The organism is Sporosarcina sp. SAFN-010 (assembly GCF_059415065.1).
Window position 1 is genome coordinate 502752 of record NZ_JBPFDS010000001.1, and the last position, 21640, is coordinate 524391.

19 protein-coding genes and 2 pseudogenes are annotated in these 21640 nt (G+C 42.2%); 9 read left to right on the forward strand and 12 right to left on the reverse strand.

What is annotated here, in order from left to right; all coding sequences use genetic code 11:
• Nucleotides 1–2 precede the first annotated feature (2 nt).
• From ACR65F_RS02425 to ACR65F_RS02435, 3 genes are read right to left on the reverse strand one after another with little or no spacing between them, the layout of a single operon-like run.
• Entirely contained in the window at nt 3–236 is a 234-nt protein-coding gene (locus ACR65F_RS02425) for a hypothetical protein (protein ID WP_440503107.1), read from the reverse strand.
• Between the two features lie 5 nt (nt 237–241).
• Nucleotides 242–1441, reverse strand: coding sequence for a Ger(x)C family spore germination protein (locus tag ACR65F_RS02430; RefSeq protein WP_440503108.1), 1200 nt, complete (start codon nt 1439–1441; stop codon nt 242–244).
• Between the two features lie 34 nt (nt 1442–1475).
• A complete protein-coding gene (locus ACR65F_RS02435; protein ID WP_440503109.1) occupies nt 1476–3074 on the reverse strand; it encodes a spore germination protein in 1599 nt (532 codons plus the stop codon).
• A gap of 168 nt (nt 3075–3242) precedes the next feature.
• Between ACR65F_RS02435 and ACR65F_RS02440 the strand changes: the two genes are divergently transcribed.
• Nucleotides 3243–3449, forward strand: coding sequence for a hypothetical protein (locus tag ACR65F_RS02440; RefSeq protein WP_440503110.1), 207 nt, complete (start codon nt 3243–3245; stop codon nt 3447–3449).
• A 167-nt stretch (nt 3450–3616) separates the two neighbouring features.
• Here the strand turns inward: ACR65F_RS02440 and ACR65F_RS02445 are convergent, their stop codons facing one another.
• A complete protein-coding gene (locus ACR65F_RS02445) occupies nt 3617–4534 on the reverse strand; it encodes an LCP family glycopolymer transferase (RefSeq protein ID WP_440503111.1) in 918 nt (305 codons plus the stop codon).
• Nucleotides 4535–4885: 351 nt separating this feature from the next.
• The gene (locus ACR65F_RS02450; protein ID WP_440503112.1) at nt 4886–8377 is read right to left on the reverse strand and encodes a right-handed parallel beta-helix repeat-containing protein; all 3492 of its coding nucleotides are present in this window, start codon (nt 8375–8377) and stop codon (nt 4886–4888) included.
• A 536-nt stretch (nt 8378–8913) separates the two neighbouring features.
• Between ACR65F_RS02450 and ACR65F_RS02455 the strand changes: the two genes are divergently transcribed.
• The 3 genes from ACR65F_RS02455 (at nt 8914) to ACR65F_RS02465 (ending at nt 10685) form a co-directional block, all read left to right on the forward strand.
• Complete coding sequence (locus tag ACR65F_RS02455; RefSeq protein ID WP_440503113.1) at nt 8914–9720, forward strand: serine hydrolase; 807 nt, start codon at nt 8914–8916, stop codon at nt 9718–9720.
• A 54-nt stretch (nt 9721–9774) separates the two neighbouring features.
• On the forward strand, nt 9775–9906 hold the full coding sequence (locus ACR65F_RS02460) for a hypothetical protein (protein WP_440503114.1): 132 nt from the start codon (nt 9775–9777) through the stop codon (nt 9904–9906).
• Between the two features lie 278 nt (nt 9907–10184).
• Nucleotides 10185–10685: a hypothetical protein gene (locus ACR65F_RS02465; protein WP_440503115.1), complete on the forward strand. Its 501-nt coding sequence runs from the start codon at nt 10185–10187 to the stop codon at nt 10683–10685.
• A 203-nt stretch (nt 10686–10888) separates the two neighbouring features.
• Here the strand turns inward: ACR65F_RS02465 and ACR65F_RS02470 are convergent, their stop codons facing one another.
• The 3 genes from ACR65F_RS02470 to ACR65F_RS02480 form a co-directional block, all read right to left on the reverse strand.
• On the reverse strand, nt 10889–11581 hold the full coding sequence (locus tag ACR65F_RS02470) for a uracil-DNA glycosylase family protein (protein ID WP_440503116.1): 693 nt from the start codon (nt 11579–11581) through the stop codon (nt 10889–10891).
• A gap of 629 nt (nt 11582–12210) precedes the next feature.
• Nucleotides 12211–13170: a 2-hydroxyacid dehydrogenase gene (locus tag ACR65F_RS02475; RefSeq protein WP_440503117.1), complete on the reverse strand. Its 960-nt coding sequence runs from the start codon at nt 13168–13170 to the stop codon at nt 12211–12213.
• A gap of 412 nt (nt 13171–13582) precedes the next feature.
• Entirely contained in the window at nt 13583–13912 is a 330-nt protein-coding gene (locus ACR65F_RS02480) for a transposase (protein WP_440503118.1), read from the reverse strand.
• 286 nt (nt 13913–14198) lie between these two features.
• Here ACR65F_RS02480 and ACR65F_RS02485 point away from each other — a divergent pair, with 286 nt between their 5' ends.
• The gene (locus tag ACR65F_RS02485) at nt 14199–15047 is read left to right on the forward strand and encodes an aldo/keto reductase (RefSeq protein WP_440503119.1); all 849 of its coding nucleotides are present in this window, start codon (nt 14199–14201) and stop codon (nt 15045–15047) included.
• Between the two features lie 432 nt (nt 15048–15479).
• Nucleotides 15480–15806: pseudogene (locus ACR65F_RS02490) on the forward strand (M3 family oligoendopeptidase); the annotation flags it as partial.
• A gap of 83 nt (nt 15807–15889) precedes the next feature.
• Here the strand turns inward: ACR65F_RS02490 and ACR65F_RS02495 are convergent.
• Nucleotides 15890–16915 carry an acyltransferase gene (locus tag ACR65F_RS02495; protein WP_440503120.1) on the reverse strand — a complete coding sequence of 342 codons (1026 nt, stop codon included), beginning with the start codon at nt 16913–16915 and terminating at the stop codon, nt 15890–15892.
• A gap of 198 nt (nt 16916–17113) precedes the next feature.
• Between ACR65F_RS02495 and ACR65F_RS02500 the strand changes: the two genes are divergently transcribed.
• The 3 genes from ACR65F_RS02500 to ACR65F_RS02510 all read left to right on the forward strand — a co-directional run bounded on the left by ACR65F_RS02500 (nt 17114) and on the right by ACR65F_RS02510 (nt 18494).
• Entirely contained in the window at nt 17114–17605 is a 492-nt protein-coding gene (locus tag ACR65F_RS02500) for a VanZ family protein (protein WP_440503121.1), read from the forward strand.
• Nucleotides 17606–17678: 73 nt separating this feature from the next.
• On the forward strand, nt 17679–17903 hold the full coding sequence (locus ACR65F_RS02505; protein ID WP_440503122.1) for a hypothetical protein: 225 nt from the start codon (nt 17679–17681) through the stop codon (nt 17901–17903).
• Nucleotides 17904–18005: 102 nt separating this feature from the next.
• A complete protein-coding gene (locus ACR65F_RS02510; protein ID WP_440503123.1) occupies nt 18006–18494 on the forward strand; it encodes a YflT domain-containing protein in 489 nt (162 codons plus the stop codon).
• Nucleotides 18495–18583: 89 nt separating this feature from the next.
• On the opposite strand, the gene ACR65F_RS02515 is transcribed toward ACR65F_RS02510, so the two are convergent.
• From ACR65F_RS02515 to ACR65F_RS02525, 3 genes and pseudogenes are all read right to left on the reverse strand, one after another.
• Entirely contained in the window at nt 18584–19084 is a 501-nt protein-coding gene (locus ACR65F_RS02515; protein ID WP_440503124.1) for a phosphohexomutase domain-containing protein, read from the reverse strand.
• A 162-nt stretch (nt 19085–19246) separates the two neighbouring features.
• Nucleotides 19247–20329 carry an S-layer homology domain-containing protein gene (locus tag ACR65F_RS02520; RefSeq protein WP_440503125.1) on the reverse strand — a complete coding sequence of 361 codons (1083 nt, stop codon included), beginning with the start codon at nt 20327–20329 and terminating at the stop codon, nt 19247–19249.
• A gap of 233 nt (nt 20330–20562) precedes the next feature.
• Nucleotides 20563–21640 (reverse strand): annotated as a pseudogene (locus tag ACR65F_RS02525) (hypothetical protein); the annotation flags it as partial.

Below are 21640 nucleotides of genomic sequence, written 5' to 3' on the forward strand. Positions count from 1 at the left end.
TTTTATTTTAAAGTTGTTTGTAACCAGACTGTAATGGGTTTATAAACGAATTCAATCCACTGAATTGGATTTGGAACAGCTACTTTAAAACTCAGTGCAATACTAAGGCCCGTCCCGCAAAAGAGGAGAATCGAAAACACCCGAAAATCCTTCATACTTTCCTTCTTTAATAACGCAGGAGCTTCGATTATGAAGATTCCTGCGACTGCGACGACTATCCCTAATGTTATCCACATAGTGTTTACTCCTTCTGCTTTTTTGGTATGGTGTTAATAATGGTACCCACCCCTTTTGTTCTCACATCTACTTTTACATGCACTTCAAGATCCGGAAAAAGCTGCTCCCAATCCTTCTCTAATTTCTTCCAAGCTTTTGGATCTGCACGATGGATTGCTTCACCGAACCCAAACACATCGGCTTCATATCGGTTTTGAATGGTATCAAGCGTATTTGTAACAATTTCTTTAAGTGTTTCGCTTGATATTTTATCTAACTCGGCAATTGTTTTTTCCTCCCCTAAATTAATTGGGCAATCCATTTCTTCTACATTTTGACTTGAACGGACTTCTAGCTCAATACGAGGCTCTCCTTTCACCATTTTCCCGTTCACTTTCGTTTTAGAATCCGTCACTTCTGTAGTTATAGTTCCTTCTTCAGGACATACAATAATGTTTACCGTGCTTTTAACCATGTCTTTAATGTAGCTATAGCCCTTACTTTCCTCTTCGTTCAATAAGCCAACCATTTTTCCGTTTTTGAATACCACCATACCTGTGTAGTGCACATTAGCTACAGGATGAGTCTTTTCCACATTGTCATTGCTTGAACCTTCTTCGAGGTTTCCTCTAATACGAATCGTTGTTAACACGGTATTCTTTCCTTTTCCCCCAAGATCTTTGAGTAATTCATCAAATCGGGTTGGTGAAGAGGTTGCAAATACTTCTGATGAATTTTTAAGGGAGTTGTACATTTTATTTGCCGGGATTTTCTCAAGAGGCGATAAGATACTGAGTATGTCTTTTGCCGGTGCTTGATCAGACACAACGACGAGAAAGTTTCCCCTTATTTCTTGGTCTCTATTGAATACGTCTAATGCTTGCACAATTCCTTCCTTTGCTAATTCCTCGCCTAGAATCATCATCCCAAGATGAGCAAAGTAAGGCTTTCTTGGAGTTACTGTTGACAACTTTCGGATTGCTTCAAACACGGTCCCACCTTTTGCATGATAAAGAACAACTGGTGTACGCCCTCCATTCGATCTACTAGAAGCTATTTCGCTTGGATCCACGATTTGGACCGTGACTTCGTATTCATCATCGACTTTATCGATTCCGACAGCGACGACAATTGCAAATTCATTAAGTTCATTCTTGCTCCAGCAACCGGTCATTAAAAGAGTTATGACAATGAGTACACTTGAATAGAGCATCACCCGTTTCACATTTACTACCTCCTTTCAAATGTTCGTTCATTTCTTATTCCTCTGACTTCAGTTTCTGAGTATGCTCATCTTTTATCCGAATCGTGTTTTTCTTATTGATGAGATGTGGACGTGATAGTAAAGCCCATCTAGGAAATCTGAGAATTGCATCCTTCTGATCCGCAGGAATAAAAGGCCCAAAAGGACTCATATACGGAACTCCGAACGTTCTAAGGCTGCATAAGTGTAGAATTAGTGCGAATAGTCCAATCATAATTCCGAATAAACCGAATGTGGCGGCTAGTACAATCATAGGGAATCGAAGAATACGAAATGCACTAGACATACCATAAGCTGGGAAAACAAAACTGCTAATCGCTGTTAAGGAAACAACTATAACCATTACAGCAGAAACGAATCCTGCCTCAACTGCCGCCTGTCCAATAACCAGTGTTCCAACGACGGATAACGCAGTTCCAATCGTTCTTGGCATGCGAAGCCCTGCTTCCCGCAAAATCTCAAATGCCAATTCCATTAGTAACGCTTCCGCAAAGGCAGGGAACGGAACACCTTCCCGTTGTGCAGCAATACTTATAAACATCGATGTGGGTAGCATATGGGCATGGAACGTTGTAATGGCGACATATAAGGATGGTCCAAGCAAAGAAAAAAAGATCCCAATATAACGAATAATCCGCACAAGGCTGCTAATATCTGACCGCTGGTAGTAATCCTCAGCCGAATGAATGAACGAGATGAACAGAGCTGGGACGATAAGAACAAAGGGTGTTCCATCTATAAGGATAGCCACCTTTCCTTCTAAGAGTTCCGCGGCGATGACATCCGGGCGTTCTGTATTGTACACCGTAGGGAAGGGGGTAAACGTATCCTCTTGGATTAGCTCTTCTATATATCCGCTTTCCAGAATGCCATCGATATCAATCTGCCTTAGCCTAGTGCGAACTTCATTGACAATTTCTTCACTGACGATTCCATTGATATACATAATTGCAACGTCCGTTTGGGTGATCCGTCCAATTTGCATTGTTTCGAGCCAGAGATTCGAATCCTTTATTTTGCGCCGAATGAGTGCGGTGTTCGTACGTAAACTTTCTGAGAATGCTTCACGCGGACCACGAACGACTGTTTCTGCTGAGGCTTCGGTAACCCCGCGATCCTTCCAGCCTTTGGTACTTGCCGCAATCCCTTCAGCATGTCCGTCTACTAGAATAACCGTATCACCAGATAAGACGGAGTGGTACAATGTTTTATAGTCTTTAACATCACTAACACCCGCAATCGTTAAGGCATAGTCTTTAATAACCTGAACAACGTCCGAAGATGACTGAATCTCTTTATCTAAATGGTTTCCTTTCATATCGACCATCAACGACTCCGTGACGAAGTCCATGATGGTCTTTTGATCTGACAAGCCATCGGTATAAATAATTCCGATTAACAAATCACCCGATCTCCCAATACCCACTTCCCTAATTAAAATGTCCGTACTATTTCCAAGCGTCTCTTTAATTTGTTTAATATTTTCTTGAAGACATGTATGTAGGGTTATCTCGGATTCAGCTTGCTGTGGGTTCGAGTCTTTTTCAACAGACTCTTTCAGCGCATTTGATGCCCATTTTTCAAAAAAGTTCATAATGCTACCCCTCGCATATACAATTTGTATCCTAAAGTATGCCCAATTGGTTCTTGGGTAAACACGGAAAGATTACCAATTAAAAAATAAGCACCCAAATTACAAGTATTAAGAAATCTAGATTCATTTTTAACTCATGCCACTACGAATGAGAAAAAATCCCCTAAAATGCATACAACGATCACTTCAGATTTGTTTTCGTTGGATCAGGAGCGTACCTTTGAAATTTCATTTCCAGACGTGGACAGGACGCTATTAGCCAAAATGCGATTGGAACTCTCTAGTGCCACGTCATTTGTCCAGGTTATGAATTTGAAAGCCCCCACTCTCACCTACTTATTAAAAAAAGCAGGCGATGAAAAGCTTGATGACTAGTAAACACTTTGAGTACTTTTTAGCAAAATCAATCAAAATTATAAAATAAAAGGAATAAATATAGCCTTCTAGTCAGTTGATTGACTAGAAGGCTACTTTTTTCACGAATTACAAGTTGTCAGTTTAGTTCCTGAATGATACGTCGCAAAATGTTCTTAATGCATATTTTATCCACCATATTCGGTAATCATATCTTTCGTTTTTGATAACTCATCATCGGGTACCATCAAATACCAAATATCATTAATGAATTTCCCCTGACCTGTCATTTGGTAAGATGTCGAGTTAGCGCTCACATTTCTATAGTTCGTCATTAAATTCTGCATATCGGCAAACTGCATATTAGTGACCATGTTTTCCCCAAGAATATCTATCAATTTATGGATTTTCGTCACTGACGTCAAACTTGCGCCACTCTCAAGCACACCTTGAATGACTTGGCGTTGTCTTTCATTACGCCCCACATCACCTTCCGGGTCCTCTTTACGCATCCGAACATAGGAGAGCGCTTGTTTTCCATCTAGCGTATTCGTACCTTTAGTGAATGTATGTCCGTCCTGACTAAACTCTAATGCGTTATTCACTGTGATCCCACCAACTGCATCGACTAACTGTTCCAAGCCTTCCATATTCACTCTTACGTAGTAATCCAAGTCAACATCTAAAAAGTTTTCTACCGTAGCGACAGACATCTCACTACCTCCAAAAGCATAAGCATGGTTAATTTTATCCTCTTTGCCTTTACCGATAATTTCAGTACGACTGTCTCTCGGAATACTAACCAATTGCATTCTGGAATGCGTAGGATCCAATGTCATGACAATCATCGTATCAGATCGTCCACGGTCGCCTTCGCGTTCGTCAACTCCAAGCAACAATACATTCAACGATTCCCGATTCTCCAGTTTCTTCTTTGTTACTTCGGTATCAATCGCTTCTACAGGTTCATGACTCGTGTCATTAACTGTAGATTTGATCGAGCTATAAACCGTAAATAAGTAAATTCCGATACTAGCAACCAATACAAATACGATGAGAAGCGAGATCCATAACCACTTTAATTTACTACGTTTCTTCTTTACCAACTAGTTCATCTCCTAATTATTCTGTCTTCCGAAAAAATTCTTGTAGATAATCTCCACTAAACATCTAAAAAACGTTCTGATTCGAGCATCCATTTGACAAGACCCGCTTTTTTAAAATTAACACCTGTAATGATGAGTAAGACAGAATTAGGATGAATGAGAGGCAAGCCCTACTTACAGAGTAGGCAGTTAAATTTTATTAATGAAAACTTTGAGTGTTAGTTATCAACACTGTTGAATTCAACTTGATAATTACAATACTTGAAAAGTACGCTGTGAGAGAAACAAACGTGAATGTTAAAACAAACACGCAAGTTTCATACACAGGTGTGATTTTTCCACCTAGGCAAATCAGCTCTCCAACAAAACCAAATCGTCTCTTGTAATTTCCTTTTCCAACACGTTACTCAACTGGTTGCTACTCGCTACTGCCAGGCGGTAGTCGACTTTTCGGGTCATCTCTTTCGCTATCTTCTTAGCGAGACCTGCATTCCCAAAGGTTTCGTCCCTTCTTTCATAGATGTCCTGGTAATGTCGAACTAGCGCATCCTTCGCTTCGACCGTTATGCCATATCCTTGAATATAGAGCTCCGTAATCTTCATCAGTTCTTCTGGAGTATAGTCTTCAAAATGTAAGGTGAGTCCGAAACGGCGGCGCAGTCCTGCGTTACTGTCCAGGAAGCTGTTCATTTCTTTTTCATAGCCAGCCGCAATCAGCAAGAATTCTCCTTGTCGATCGGACATCTGTTTCAGCAGTACTTCCACTGCTTTTTTTCCGTAGTCATTCTCTCCGCCGCTCGCTAATGTGTACGCTTCGTCGATGAACAGCGCACTTCCCATTGACCGCTCAATCTGGTCTGCTGTACGCTTTTCCGTTTCACCAATATGCGAACCGACTAAATCGCTGCGATCCACTTCAATCAGTTCGCCTCTTTCAAGTAATCCAAGCGCTTGGTAAATGCCCGCCAGCACCCGAGCAATCTCGGTTTTGCCTGTCCCAGGTTTTCCAATCAGCAGTGTATGGTTCATCAACTTATCGGCTGAATGGTTTTCTCTTTTGTAATACCTCATCAGTTCAATCATTTCATCGATTTCAGCTTTCACTGTCTCAAGACCGATAAATCGATGGAGTTCCGCTCTTTTCTTTTCCAGTAGTTCCTCGTCAATCGGAACTTCGTAACTCTTTACATCACGCTCTTTCACTACTTGAAGAACGTCTTCTTGTTCAAAAGTCGTCAATAACTCTTCAGTCCATTGATTTCGCGGGAACTTCGCAATTCTTAGGGACTGGGCTAATCCGATTTGATCGTAAAGCGTGCGTACCATTCGGGCATTACTACACGTCTGGTCTCGCTTGCGATATCTTTCAATGAACTCATCCTGTATGGCCTGTTTGGCAGCGTCTGTTACCGAATAGCTTCCTTCACATTTAGATAAGAAGATTTGCATTAGCTCATCAGGTGTATAGTCTTGGAAGTGAATCTTTTCAGTAAATCGGTCTTTCAATCCTGGATTCGAGGTTAAGAACTGATCCATGTCCTCCGTATAGCCCGCTGCAATGACAACCAATTCACCACGATGGTTTTCCATTGCGGGAAGTAATGTGTCGATGACCTTTTTTCCGTAATCGTTGTTTGAGTTCTTTCCTGTTGTAAGAGAATAGGCCTCGTCAATAAAGAGAACCCCACCCATCGCTTCTTTGATTTTCAACTTTGTTAATTCCTCAGAACTCCCTACGTGAGTTCCAACCAGATCCTCCCGTTTCACTTCAACAAGATGCCCTTTCGGCAAGAGGCCAAGCCACTTAAAAAAACCTCCCATAAGTCGTGCAATGGTTGTTTTCCCAGTGCCTGGATTCCCTTGAAAGATCATATGAGGTGCTGCCAGCTCAATAGTTTTCAACCCGCGTTCCGATTTGAAGTGGTTGATCTCCACTAGATTCATCATATCGCGTAGTTTGTCTTTCACGTCTTCAAGACCAATGAATTCATCCAGTTCACTCATTAAGAGGTTAAGCATCTCTGGATTACTAAAGGCTACGTTTGCTTCACTCTGTCCCTTTAGTACTCTTACACTAGGTCCGTCAGCCACCTGAGGGATTGACAATTCCGTATTTTTCAATACTGGTTCGCTGTTATCCAGCCGTTTCAAATCTCCCGCACGATTGTTGTCGAAGTGGCAGTCTTCAAGTACAGGAGTCGATTTCTCCAGCTGTAATCCCGCCTTCATTCCGTTCATCACTTGCATCGATTTGAAGAGTGAAGTAGAGCAATCTTGCAAAATGATTTGGTCCGCGCGATGACCACGGACTCTAGTATCCGTTATTTCAACATGTACCACCTTACTCAACGACAATCCAGACGAGCTGCCATCATATAGTTCACACTCCGTCAGCAAAACTTCAGCAGATTTCGTTGCGCTCACTTGTGCTCTTTTATGATTAAACAATACCGTCCGTTCCAGTGAAATGGTTGTCCCCGGTCCAGCAAGCACTCCATTCTTTTCTCCACTTGAAATCCTGCAATCTGTAATTTCCGCCTTCGCATCGGAACTCAGTAAGATGTTCGACCCTTTATGCCCCATGAGAACACAGTTAGCGACTTCAATTGTCGATTGCTTAGCTGACACGCCCGCACTTTTTCCACTCTTCACTTCAGTTGCCGAAAGGATTAATTCTGATTGTTCGGCAGCAAAAATCTGTATGTCACCGTGATGGCTGACTTGCGAATCAGAGATCTTCACTTGGCTGCCTGCTGAATAAATTCCTATGCTTTTCCCATTTTCAATTTCGCAACCTAGGATTATTAATTTACTTTTTTCAGATGCAGACAGCTGCGTCATCTGATTGTACTTCACCGCGGATTCGATGATTGTACACGAAGAGTTCGCACAAACGATTCCTCGTTCTTCCCCTGAAAGAAACTGAGTTCGTTTAATCGAAACATTGCTTTGTTCAATACAGTTCAGCTGGTCAGCTTTTTGTCCTTTAAACAGCGAATCTGAGATTTCAACAGATGAGCCATTGATTGTCATCCCTACGGATTCTCCGTTTTCAAACTTACTGGATTTTATTTCAAAATGCGATTCATTCGCAAGATCTACATGAGCTAGATTTTGCATATAAAAGGTACAGTTTTTCATTACACCTTTTGATTGATCACAAGAAATCCCGTCTGATTTCCCAAAATAGAAATTCGTTTGTTCCAAGTCTAAAAAGCTGTCCTTTTCCAAATAAATTTGCGGGCCGCTATTTTCTATGAAGGAACTCTTCGTAATCGTGCATCGACTGCCGTCTGTCAGGCTAATTCCTTCTTCCTGACCGCTTAAAATCCCGCAATCTGTTAGGGATAGTTCTCCTGAATCACGCACAGAAATCTGTGCGTTCTCGATGGTTTCTTCTACTATACAATCGAACAGAGTCAAACGCCCTGACACTTCGATGCCCTGAATATTCTTCTTGAAAATTGTATGCTCTGCTGATACTTTTGCAGACGCAGCAACTCGCATAGCCATTCCTTGATTCTCAGAGAAGAGACAGCTGTGGAGAGTTAACTGCCCCGATTCAATATAAAGTCCACACTCAATCGTCGCAGTGCCGCATCCGACAGTGATCGATTCAAATCGTACTTCTTCGGTTGCAGCGACATGAACACCGCCTGTTATACAAACTGAACGAGCATCCCCGCTTGAACTACGAAGAATAAGCGGCTTATCGACGTTCACATATTCATGGTAGATCCCGTCATCAATTTCCACTGTATCCCCTGGCAGAGCTGTCTGAATTGCCGAATTGATTGTTTGATAGCTTGAAACAACAAGCTTAGAAACGCTAATAATCGCCATGTGGCTTTCCTCCTTTCTCTAGTTAAATTCAATCAGTCTGCGTACTATGTATTTTACCGTTATATCCACACTGTTCTGGTACTCATGCCGAAGTACTGCTTACCCATATGTATAGAGCAGACATAAAAAAAGACACTGTAAAAGTTACAGTTCTCTGACCTATCTCATTCCTATATCACCCGAGAAATATATCTTCAGTTTAGCATATTATTCAGCATGGAGGCAGTGTGACATCCTTCTCGTGAAGTCCTGATATTGCTATAAGTGAATTATATTAACGTTCAGAGATTTTCAATCAAAACCGTTATAATACCTTCCTTGTTGCGCTGTAAAACAACAATGCCTCACGATTTATAAATGATCACAGATACGAATTGTAAGTAGTCATGTTGCACACTCATAGTTTCCCAAAAAGGTAGAGCTTTTTCATCTTCCGGATGCTACGATTAACGTAACAGATAAAGCGCAATTCAGAATTCAATAATTAAATGAGTTCGAATTTTGCTGTTTCACACTCTAATGGGCAGGTGAATGATATGAATTATATACAATTAAAAGAAGAACTAGACAGAATCGCTAATAACGCAGTGGGAGACGTATCGATATACGCAACCACGCCTGAAGGGGTGATTGCTATACGGGAGGATGAAGTGAAGCGATCTGCAAGCATTTTGAAAGTACCGGTCGCCATGGCATGTCTTGCGGCAGCGGACCGAGGAGAGATTGACTTGGATACCCTGTTAAAAATAGAGGAACCTGTCGGAGGATCTGGAGTTTTAGCGTACTTAAGCGGTATGGAACAAATGACACTGCGGAATGCCCTGACCTTGTCCGTCATTGTCTCAGATAATACGGCAGCGAACCTCGTCATTGAACATGTAGGGATTGAGCGCATCCAGAATTTCTTCAAACACGTTGGTGCCACTCACTCGCAGCTGACTCGGAAATTTATGGACCATGACGCGCTTGCCCAAGGTCTTGAAAATGTCGCAACCGCAAGAGACATGGTCCGTTTCCTTGCGTGTCTGGATCCCTCAAGCGAAATCCTATCACTGACAAGCAAACAACAATTGAAAACCATCATGCGTGACCAGCAACTGATCGACAAACTCCCTGCCTTCCAGCCGATTTTCGAGGAAACTCTCATTATAGGAAACAAAACTGGCACGCTCCCAGGTGTCGAACACGACATTGCCTACTTTGAGAACGGCGAAAAACACGTCGATATCGCCGTACTGACGACAAATTGGGAATATAACCACGATGGCCAGCAGACCCTCGCCCAAATTGGCAAAGCGATTATCCAGTATATCCAGGGAGACTTAAAAAGTATTAATGCATGAAAAAACGGTGTAGATTCACTACAAGCAGCATCCACTTGAATGGAGGAACTATAAATGGTCTTTCAGATCTATCGAGTTTGTCACATCTTAGTGACTGGTATCATTGTCATTCTGATTTCCACTTTTTACGCATCGGGAGCAATTGGTGAAAACTACACCGATAACCCGTTCCCGGATCCACTTTGACTCATTCCGATTGCAATCTGGGTTATTGGAGCCATTCTTTCATTCATGAAACCGACGGTGAAGATTGGATTAGTCATCAGTGCTTTACCGTTTTTTTATATTGTTTCATTTGCTGTAGCAAATTATTCTTGAGTGGTGGAAGATGCTAGTGTGCAAAAGGTGGAGATACGTATAAACAAGCGTGAAATTTTTGTGCATGGTTACCTATTTTTATGTAGTATTATATAGTTTATTTAGACCTACTAGATAAAAAACACTTATAAAGGATGTCGATTTTGATGAAAGTGGCTAAAGCCCGTTTAGTTCAACTTCAATGGGAGGGGCCGTATAAATTAACAGACATCCCCTCCTTGAATCATGAAGAATGGGATTATGGAATTTATCAAATTTATGGAAAACACCCTGTTTACGGAAGCGACGTTTTATTGTATATCGGTAAAGCAGATTTTCAAACGCTAGGAAAAAGAATATCACAGGAGAATTGGCTCGATACAAATGACTCAAATAATACTAAAATTTATGTTGGAAGATTACATGGTCCGGAAAATCAAAGTGAAGAAGAATGGTCAGTTGAGATTGATTTAGCGGAGCGCTTATTAATTTATGTCCATAAGCCAGCTTATAATGCTAGAAGTATCACTTCACTTCCCGATTCAAAAATGCAAGATATGCATCTTCTTAATTGGGGGAATCATAGAGATTTACTACCTGAAGTTTCTGGATTACGCTGGACGCAAAAACTTGCTCATTTACCATACGAAATGTATAGGTTAATTTAATATAGTGAAATGTGTGTTTAAACAAACATGATTGTTTAAACACGCACTAAAGTTTCATGCACAGTTACCTTTATAAATAAACAAAAATACCTCCCAGCGTTTTATATTGCTGGGAGACTTCTATCTAGGTCCGACCGATTAATTGTCAGACTAGCATCTGAATTGTGCGTTGCACAGAAAAATTCCGAGAAAGTAATAATTCATCATTCACTATGGCTAATTCCTTTTCGTTGCAGTCCTGTATGCTGTTCGATGCACTTGTGATATCTCATCCGAGATTTTTTCAAATTCGTTGGAAACGAGCAATGAAGTGGATGAGGAAGACGCTCTGCAATCGGATAGTCCAGTTGCCCGTCTTTTGCCATTTGACGGAGAGTTCGTCCTACTTCTTCACTGAGAGGGACAATTAAAGAAGGCTGTACAATTTTCATCTCTTCAACAAAAGACGCGGTAAAATGATGACGAACGTTACGAGGCAGAATATAGTAATTAAAATTTTTGCCGTTACGTTGGAAACCATACCAGGAAAGATTGGTCAAATACACAGCATCCTGAAACTCGCCAGGTGCATATTCCTCAATGATGGACAGCATGTATTGGGCAGTTCTCTCCTTATCCTGTCGGTCATGTCCGGGCAGCAACCGACTAATACCGTGGAAGTCGATGAATGGCACCCCTGTTTTCCCCGCACCATATTGCCCGGGGTTAACTCCACAAAAGACGATACGATGACCTGGCTTGGAGTAGTACTTTTTGTAATAAGAGCGGACAAGCTCCGCCTGGTCTGTAAACCCAGGCAATATAGAAATACTCTCTCGTTCCAACTCCCGCAGCACATCTCCATCTTCAACGAGGCGTTCCATAAAAGATATATGCAAATCGATAATCTTGTCCATTAGTTATCCTCTCTTCTTTCCCAACCAGACATATATCTTCAAATCACTTGTCGTTATCATCTGATTTCTTATGTCATATTCTCTATTTTTTAATCGTAACAGACGATACTCTTAAATGGTATAACTTCTATCTTATTCCACATTATTCAACTTTGTCAGGCGGTAGTCTTAAATGATTACTGAAAACGCGGGCCGCTGTATGATAATACATTAGGAATCCTCTAGCATAGTGAGGTTAGAAGGCATCTCAAACCAATTCATAAATGCCGTATAAGACAATGCGCTGTGCAGTCTTAGTTGAGCTGCCTGTGTACAACACAATTCCAGTCCAATTCTGAATAGTGTCCGATTTGTACCATGCACAGGCAGTGCCTATTATGTTTGTTATTATGATCGCTACTACTCTTCATATATTAACACTCTATTAAATAATAGTTAGGTGCACAGGTATAGTTTTAAAGCGACAAAGCAGATGCCGATTACAATCGAACAACAGACTTCAAAAAAGCGGCTTTCCCGGTAATGGGAGGCCGCTGTAGTGGATTCTCTGAACTTTTCAGTGCATAAGTATTAATTTACGACTATCTGATTAGTGTTGGATTTGTGTGATGCTCACGATAAACAGTCATTTAAACAATATTCTCCGGTTCGCGCCCCTCCAGAACGTCCGTAATTGCCTGGGAATTCATAGCCATCATCGCAAGACGTGTTTGAACACTTGCACTGCCGATATGAGGAAGGACTGTGACATTCGGCAGTGAGAGAAGAGGATGGTCGACCGGAACTGGTTCTGTTTCGAATACATCCAGCCCTGCCGCCCAAATACTATTGTCCGTCAATGCATTGTACAATGCCGCTTCGTCGACGATTCCGCCTCGTGATACGTTGATCAGAACCGCTGTACGTTTCATAAGTCCCAATTCCCTTTCACTGATGAGGCGTACCGTTTCTGGCGTATAGGGTGTAAGGACAACCACAAAGTCCGCCTCTCCCAATAATCGATCCAACTCCCGGTATTCAAAACCATGCTCTGCTTCGGCATCGTGTTTCCGGTTTCGATTATGGTACAGGACGTGCATATTGAACCCCTTTGCCCTGCGCGCAACCGCTTCGCCGATTCTTCCCATACCGACAATACCGAGCGTCGCACCGCCGACATCCATTCCGGTGAATTGCATCGGGGACCATGACTTCCAACTGCCTTTCCTCAATTCACTTTCAGCTAAAATCAATTTACGTGCTGTCGCAAGAAGCAGTGCGAACGTGAGATCCGCCGTCGTCTCAGTCAATACATTCGGTGTATTCGTCACCAGAACTCCGTGTTCTTTCGCCGCTTCAAGGTCAATATTATTATAACCGACCGCCATATTTGCAACGATCCTCAGCTTCTTTCCTGTTTCAATCAGCTCCCGGTCGACCCGATCGGAGACGACCGTCCATAATGCATCCACTTCCGACACTTCTCTCAATAGAACAGCACGAGGAACCGGCTCACTTTCCGATTCCCACATCCGGACATCAAACTTATCCTGAAGCGGTACCACCACGCGATCATCCATTTTTCTTGTAACGAAGATTTTTGGTTTCATGCGAATCCCCCTATTCCCACAATTTACAACATTGTAGCACATAAGGGAGGGGCGTTGAATGGAGGGCCACTACCTAGTAACCTGAAGAGTTTTTTCTGTAACCCTAATCCCAACGAGCCAGATTATCAATCCAACCCACTGCCAGGTAACTACTCATCAACAATGTTTTCATCCATTGCTATGGGCGTTAAGCAATACCGACAATACCCTTCGGCGTCTTTTGCAAACGGCGCAGCTAGTAGTTGCGGTAGGACAGATGTATCGAGATATGGAAGCAGGGCACGGGTCGACTGCTGGTAATTCGGATAGGAGCTGTAGGGAAATTGGAATAAATCGGTGACCATCGGCACTACGGTCTCAATCGGATTACGGTGGATGTACCGGCTGACAATGAGCAGCACGTGCGGATCCTCTATCGCTTTGGCGTAATACCTTCGTTGATAAATACGGCCCACATGCCGATACCGTTTGGAATAATAATCACTATAGCGGCGGTTGATACTGCCATGATTTTACTCAATTCCTCTTCTGACCGAATCAGCAGGTGAAAATGGTTGGACATGATGCAGAACGCTACCATCGTAAATTTAAAACGCTGGTGGGCTTCGCCGATAAAGCGCATCAGATGATACTTGTCCTGCTCATCGTTGTAGACATTCGCACGGTTGTTGCCTCGCATGATGACATGAAAGTAGACATTCGGACGCCAATCCCGTCTGCGGATTGCTCGGGCGATATGCACTCCCCTCCTTCCTGCTTAGTTGTGGCTGCGCTGTTCCTCCCGATGCAGCGAAGCTAACCGTTTCCAATGAACCGCTTCTTGCATCGCCTGATCTGAAATCGTATCTGTTCCTTCCGAGTCGGCAATTGAATAGGTTTCCTGTGCACGACACAACTCCAGAACAATTCTGAATAGTGTTCTAGTTGTGTGGTGCACAGGCATGGCTTTTTAAGTTTAGCAGCTCTCTTAAAGGGAAAATGAGTGCTAGACATCAGATAAATTCATTGTAAAAAGGAGTATGATAAAGATGAATACTATACAATCACATCGATTAAACGACGGTACGAGCCTTCCATCAATTGGCTTCGGAACGGTGAACATCAATGGTGCACAAGGAGTAACGTCCGTTTTATCAGCCATCGAAGCTGGATATAGACTCATTGACACCTCGACGAATTATAACAACGAAGGAATGGTAGGAGAAGCAGTTCGGCGGTCATCTGACCCGAGAGAAGAACTGATGATCAGCTCAAAACTCCCTGGACATTCACATGATTACGACAAAGCAATTCTCATGATCCAAGAATCACTGTACCGTATCGGACTTGACTACTTTGATAAGTATTTGATTCATTGGCCACTTCCGAAGCAAGGTAAATATGAAGATGCGTGGCAGGCTTTAGTCGATGCGCAGAAATTCGGACTGATCAAGACGATTGGCGTATCGAATTTCTTACCGGAACACCTAGAACGAATCATTGAGAAAACAGGTGTTACGCCGGCAACGAATCAAATTGAGCGCCATCCGTATTTCAACAATAACGAACTGGTTGAGTACAATAAAAGCCGGGGTATCCTAACAGAAGCCTGGAGTCCTTTAGGGCGCGAAATAAATGATGTGTTAACAAATGATACCATTGTAGCGATTGCTGAGAAATATAACAGAGAGCCAGCGCAAATTATTATTCGCTGGAACTTGCAAAACGGTGTCTTACCGATCGTAAAATCATTGTCATACGAACATCAAAAAGCAAACCTTGATGTCTTTGACTTTGAATTAAGTGAAGAAGATATCCAAACAATTGATTCCTTGGATAAAGGCGAAGCGGGAAGAGTAGAGGGGCAGCACCCGAACGAATACGAAGAATTTGATTAATTTCATCTTTGATTATCAGTACCTGTGTACGAAAGATACGTGAATGTGCAAACACAAACATTCATAAAAATTTCATGCACAGGTACTTTTTGAATTGTAGAATGCAGAAATAGTGGTGACGTGAGATAAGGAAAAACTTTGCCTGTGCACGACTACAACTCTAAAACAATTCTGAATGGCGTTTTAACTGCACGGTGCACAGGCAAGGCTTTTGAAGCTTTGATGAAATTCTTTGAAGTTGAAGGAGAATATGAAAAGGAATTTGAAGACAACGGACTTTCAAATATGGAACTTCGCAAACCTTGACTAACAGGAATCATTACAAGTATCCGTAAAAGAAAAATAAGCTTTCTAAGCAATTGACTAGATAGAATACATTCGAATTGTCTAATTAGTGTCTGAATTGTATGGTGCACAGGCAACTTTTTTTAAAAAGAAGCGTACTGTGACACGCTTGACGAATACGACCATATGTTTCGGGCATCGAAACTGTACTTTCACAAAACAGGGACTCCTTTCTACAACTTCCCCTACACGTTCAGTTATTTGTTCAGCCTTGGCATCTATGCACATGCACTGGAACAGGGAACTGGCTTCGAAGATGAATATATCGCCCTTCTGCAGGATACCGGCCGTATGACCGTGGAAGACCTTGCTCAGAAACATCCGGGTGCCGATCTAACTAAGCCGTAATTCTGGGAAAAAGCGATTCAATTATGTGTGGATGATGTGAATGAATTCATGCGCCTGACAGAGTAACTAGATTGAAAGGTACGGTGTGTGCGAAACAAACGTGTTTGTTTCGCACACAGGTACCTCTTTTTCACTGTACCTCTCATTTTTTACGGAATTATCTTGCACAAAACGGGTACTTTTTTTATGCCATACACAATCATGGTGCTAATTGTAACCACTAACACTACTTTGTATGGAATTCCGATTAATGGATGTACATCGAACCAGACAAAGTCGAATTTTTCGTAAAGTGTTTGCATGACAAGTATATGAATGAGATAGATTCCGAAGCTCGCATGACTAATGACCGTTCCGATCCAAGGCAGCTTGAGTGTGCCGATTTTTGTTGACTTAAACAGCAAGAAAAGAGCAACAGCCATCAACAATACATTTGGAGAGTGTTCGTCATACCAAAATTGTTCGAGTGGTTCATCGATTTTCAAAGACTCGTGATAGGTCATGAAAAATGTCGTTATGAAACCTGCGACACCTCCTATGTACATGACGATTCTCCATTTAGTCTGGAAATCAAACGTAAATAAATAGTAGCCCAGCACGTAATAACCTATGTAATGCGTCACGAAGAATAATTCGAATTCGAAACGATAACCTATGAAATATTCCAACCAATTAGAAAAGACGGATTCGAAAAGCCAAAGTATTAAAAAATACTCAACATCTTTACGCTTAGCGTGTTGAATCAGTATTTTAAGAAGGGGTGTAATGAGATACAACCCGGCGATCATATACAGAAACCATAAGTGATACATGATGTCATCGGTCGCAAATCGTTTGATGAAGTCAGCAACAGAAAACGTTATTTCATCTTTTCGTACTTCGTTCGCATAATAAATAACACTCCAAGCAAACAGCGGAATCAGGATTTTCGCTAACTTCTTTTTCAAAAAGGACAATATTGTGATTTCCCGTGTACTACTAAGCATGAGTGCTCCGCTAATCATGGCGAACATCGGTACGGCCCATCTTGAAATGGATTCATAAAAGTTGCCCGCCATCCATGGACTTTTATAGTCTTGCGCGTCATCTGTCACAACCCCTGCCGAAACGTGAATCGTCACAACCGCAAGTGCCGCAATAATGCGGAGCCAATCTAAATACACGAGCCGTTTCATTGTGCTCCCTCATTTCACTGAATAAGTAACTATCCTCTCTCGTATTCCCCTTCTATCTTGAATGCTAACTCGCTAATGAATATTGTAAACTACCTGTAATACTACTTTTTTGCTGATTCTTCGATTATTAGCAGAATCAATCGCACTCAAACCAACTTCCCTCCTGCAAAACCGCCCAAAATATGTTATACTCGCACCATGAAAAAACTCGTCGTGCTCATCTTACTCATTGGCATTATTGCAGGACTCTTCATCTCTTCTAGTCAGACATATGAACAACAATCAATTGTTCCCGATTTGGAACGATTGCTACCGAATCAGCCGTTTGAAGAACCTTTGTCTAAATTAGAAATTCCCTATTGGGGGAAAATCATTTCAGTCGAAGAACGTGGCTATTACTACTTTGTAGAATTTCTCCTTCGAAAAAGCGCACACTTCTTCACATTCGGTGCACTTGCAGCAATACTCTTCTGGCTTTTGCCCAAAATTCGTTTCCGCTTTTTCATCGCTGCATTATTAACGTTTCTGGCAGCTTCTGCCGATGAATTTCACCAATCGTTGACAGGCGGACGCACAGCTACCTGGCTAGATGTATCACTCGACATGTCAGGTGCATTTCTTTTTTTACTAATCATTCAAATTTTCGTATCTCTTCGTTCTAGATTACGCAATATGCGGACTATGGGCTGAACGAAACGGGTAGCCTGCATAGTGTGCAGACTGCCCGTTTTTATTTTAATAAAAATTGAAAGGATGATGGTTTATGAAAGAATTTAAAATCACGTATTTCTTCGACGAAGAACACTACATCCGACGGTTTGTTCACTACGTATCAGCGGACGAAGTCATTGCTCTACTCGCAAGTGAAAGAGACCGCTATATTTCGTTTTGGGACAGTCGGGAAATTTACCATGAACTGAACACTGCAAACGTCCGAGTCATTCAATTTTCCGAATATCATCGTGACGATCAGTCTGACGCTCTTTAATTACTAAACAATTCACTCTCCTTGTTTCGGGTTAATCGGAAAGGGTATCTATAAACAAAGTCTCATAGTATACACTTTTAATCCGAATGGAGGAATTTGAAGATGAATCGAGAATTTGCTGGAGTTTTCCATAGCGAGAATGAGCTATTAGATAAGATCCATGAACTGCATAAAAACGGAATCGCTGAAGAAAATATGTATGTAGTTACGAAAGACAAAGAAGATGTCTCAATCGTTCGCGGAAGGACAGAAGCTGAAATACAAAAAGCGGATGCCTCATGGTGGGACCGATTCACAGCATTTCTGACCGATGAACAACCTGCACGAAAAGCATTGACTCAGATGGATTTGACTGAAGATGAGACAGACCGTTATTTAGCCGCAGTGGAAAACGGTGCTTTCTTATTATATGTGGACAAAGGCGATTTCTGGGATACTTCTAGTCACGACAAAGGTGATTTGACATCACTTGTTACTGAGAAAATGGATTTAGGCGGGTATATTATTCCAGAGAATAATGATGTGGTGCAGGAGGAGCGTCATACTGAGGATCGGGACGCTAGAGGAAAGCCGATTCCACCGAAGTATTAATGTAATGAACTAGAAGCGGCCTCGGCCGTTTTTTTATTCAATGGATTAGGCGAAACGTAAAAAGGCTTTCCTCAAATACCGGAAAGCCTTTAAATGAGATGTATATACGTTTGCAGTTTTTCAATTCCTAGAAAAGCCATAATAGCTTCTTCTAGCTTTTCGCACTTTTCTATAGCTTCTAGGCCTGATTCGCTTGTTACGCCCATATAAATTTTACACTTCGGCTCTGTCCCTGAAGGGCGGACACAACACCAGGATCCGTCTGCAAGCCAGAACTTTAGGACGTTTGAGCTTGGAAGATCGGTTCTTCGCTCTTCGCCAGTCACTTCTTTAATGATTCCTGATTGATAATCTTCGATAGAAGTGATAGCCACTCCCCCCAATTCTTTTGGCGGAATGGCGCGCAGATTACGCAGAATACTATCAATACGTTCTGCTCCCGCCTTCCCGGTGAAAGTGAGTGAGCGTAACGATTCTTTGTAGTAGCCCACTGTCTTATACAGCTTTTGAAGCTGTTTATGAAGTGAACTGCCCTGCCCCTTATAATAGGCAGCTGCTTCTGCAATTAGGAGTGCAGAATCGGGTACCAAGTCCCGCTGCTGGGATAATCACTTTTTTGCTTTTCAACTCTTTTAACTCGTCCCGATTTTTCACTCTCGTAAGCTTATTACAGAAGTATATCTACATAATAAGCGAGCAGTCAATTTCATTTGCAGTAAAAAAGCCACCCTTAGAGGATGGCTTTCTAGTTCTTATTGAATAGATACAAGCTCGGATAGGACTTTTCCAGACTTATCTACAGTTTTAACTTGCCCAATGCCTTTTACAAAGTATTTCTTTATCCCCGTTTCAGTTGTTACTTCGACTGCGTTTGTGAATTTCTTGTACGGTGTCGTAATTGTTTTGTTGACACCTGTAATTGTATTAGATTCAGACTCACTTAAAGCTGGTGTCCATTTTAATCCGACTTTAATAGGGAACTTCAGTTCATTGCTTGCGTCGGAGAATGGGTACTCCAAGTATAGCGCATCTTTTGTTTCTTCAAATCTCACGTATTGAGCTTTGTTTGTCGTAGTATTCAAGTATTCCCAGAAGAAACCTTTGTACGTATAATCTCCGAATTTTGCATTTGTGTTTTTGAAACTAAGTTGTTCCTTTTCGCCAGACATGTTAAACACGTATTTTTTTGTCATATCATAAGAGAAACTGTCCTTGCTTACTGTACGCTGCTTATACACCGGGCTTAAAGCGCGTGCGAGGAATGCGGAAAACTGCTCACGTGTCACATTTTTGTATGGACGGAACGTTCCGTCTGCATACCCTCCAGTTATGAACTCACCGGCCATATTGTAGATCGCCTCACTTGCTTTCATGCTATCACTTACGTCACTAAACTCATGCATGCTTCCTAGTCGAAGATCTAGGACCCTGGACAAAATAATTGCCATGTCGCCGCGTGTCAGAATCGCATTCGGTCGGAATGTCCCATCTGCATATCCAGTAATGTAGCCTTTCGCTACTGCGGAAGCAATATAACCACTAGCTGCTGAATTCTTGTTGACATCTTTGAACTTCGAAGGTCGCTTCGTGCCATCCAAGTTTTTTAGTCGGCCTATCATAATAGCAGCATCCCCACGTGTTACTTCCACTTTAGGTTTGAAAGTACCATTTGTAAATCCGCTGATAATTTTCTTTCCCGTCAGATACTGGATTTCATCATGAAATTGGTTTGCTTTCGTTACATCCGTGAACGTTGTGGTGGCTGCAGCTGCTGGCTGAACTGCGAGTACTAGACTGAGTGCTAGCATCGTAATCACTGTAATTAAGCGTTTCATTGAATCTCTCCTCATACTATTATTTGGTAAATTCAGTATACCATTTTACTTCCATTGACTCTACTATTTTCAGGTGATTGTTAATATTTATCTCCCCAATTAATAGAGTACTATGTCATTTGGCACACTAAAACGCCATCCATTCCGCGTCCGGATTGGATGGCGCCTTGTCAGTCTATGCATCGACTTGTTGTGATTATTACTAGATTCTGATCAGGAATCCAGAAAGTGGTTTATTGGATTGCCCATTTACGTAGAAACGCTCCTGAAAGCAATGTTAGAACGCCAATTAGCAACATACTAGACCCATCTAGCCATCCACCCGTTTGTGGAAGTTTCGACATCATGGATTTTGAAGAAGCTCCATTCCAATTGGATCCGATACCCGATTGAGCGATTGTTGGATTCTTCGGCATTTCCATTGCCAAATTTGGTTCAATTCCATTATCCATGTCCGTACCGCCAGCTGAATTTCCTGGAATTGACGTCATGCCGTTGTCTTCCGTAACTGTTGCTCCATCATCCGGATTCGTCGTTGAATCTTCACCATCCTGCGTACCTTCAGGAGTGGTTGTGCCGTCACCGGTCTCATCTGTTCCTTCATTGGGAGTTCCATTTCCATTGTCTGGATTGGAAGGTTCAGCGGGAACTACTGGAATGATGGGAATTACAGTATCCTCTTCAGGAGTGGTGTCTGTATCTCCATCACCCGGTTCAGGTGTTGGTTCTTCCGTGTTTTCTTCCGGTAATACGACCGCAGCCGGAACGAAAGATTCACGTGTGAGCAAATCAAGATCGATTGCTCCAAGCAACGGTAAATCGAGGGTAATCATGCCGACACCTTGTTTTTGGTAGGTGCCATCTTCTGTCGATTGCTCTTTGTTCGCCAATAGATTGATAGCGGTATCTCCAAGCAATTTGTCCAGCAGCGTCAACTGCAACAGTCCGTTTGTCCGATTGGTTTCATCTTTGGAGTGGTTGATATGCTCATCTAGTACACCCAAGTGCAATCCGCCAAGTCCTAGGACATCATTTACGACTGCATCGACTATGCCACCATCTTTACTGAATGATCCATCTTTGTTCACGTTGAGGTGCTCATCCACTACTCCGACATGCGTGTCTTCCAACACGCCGCCGAGTGCTTCGCCGATTGTTGTATCGACTACGCCTCCGTCTTTATTGAATGATCCATCTTCGTTTACATTGAGGTGTTCATCCACTACTCCGACATGCGTGTCTTCCAACACGCCGCCGAGTGCTTCGCCGATTGTTGTATCGACTACGCCTCCGTCTTTATTGAATGATCCA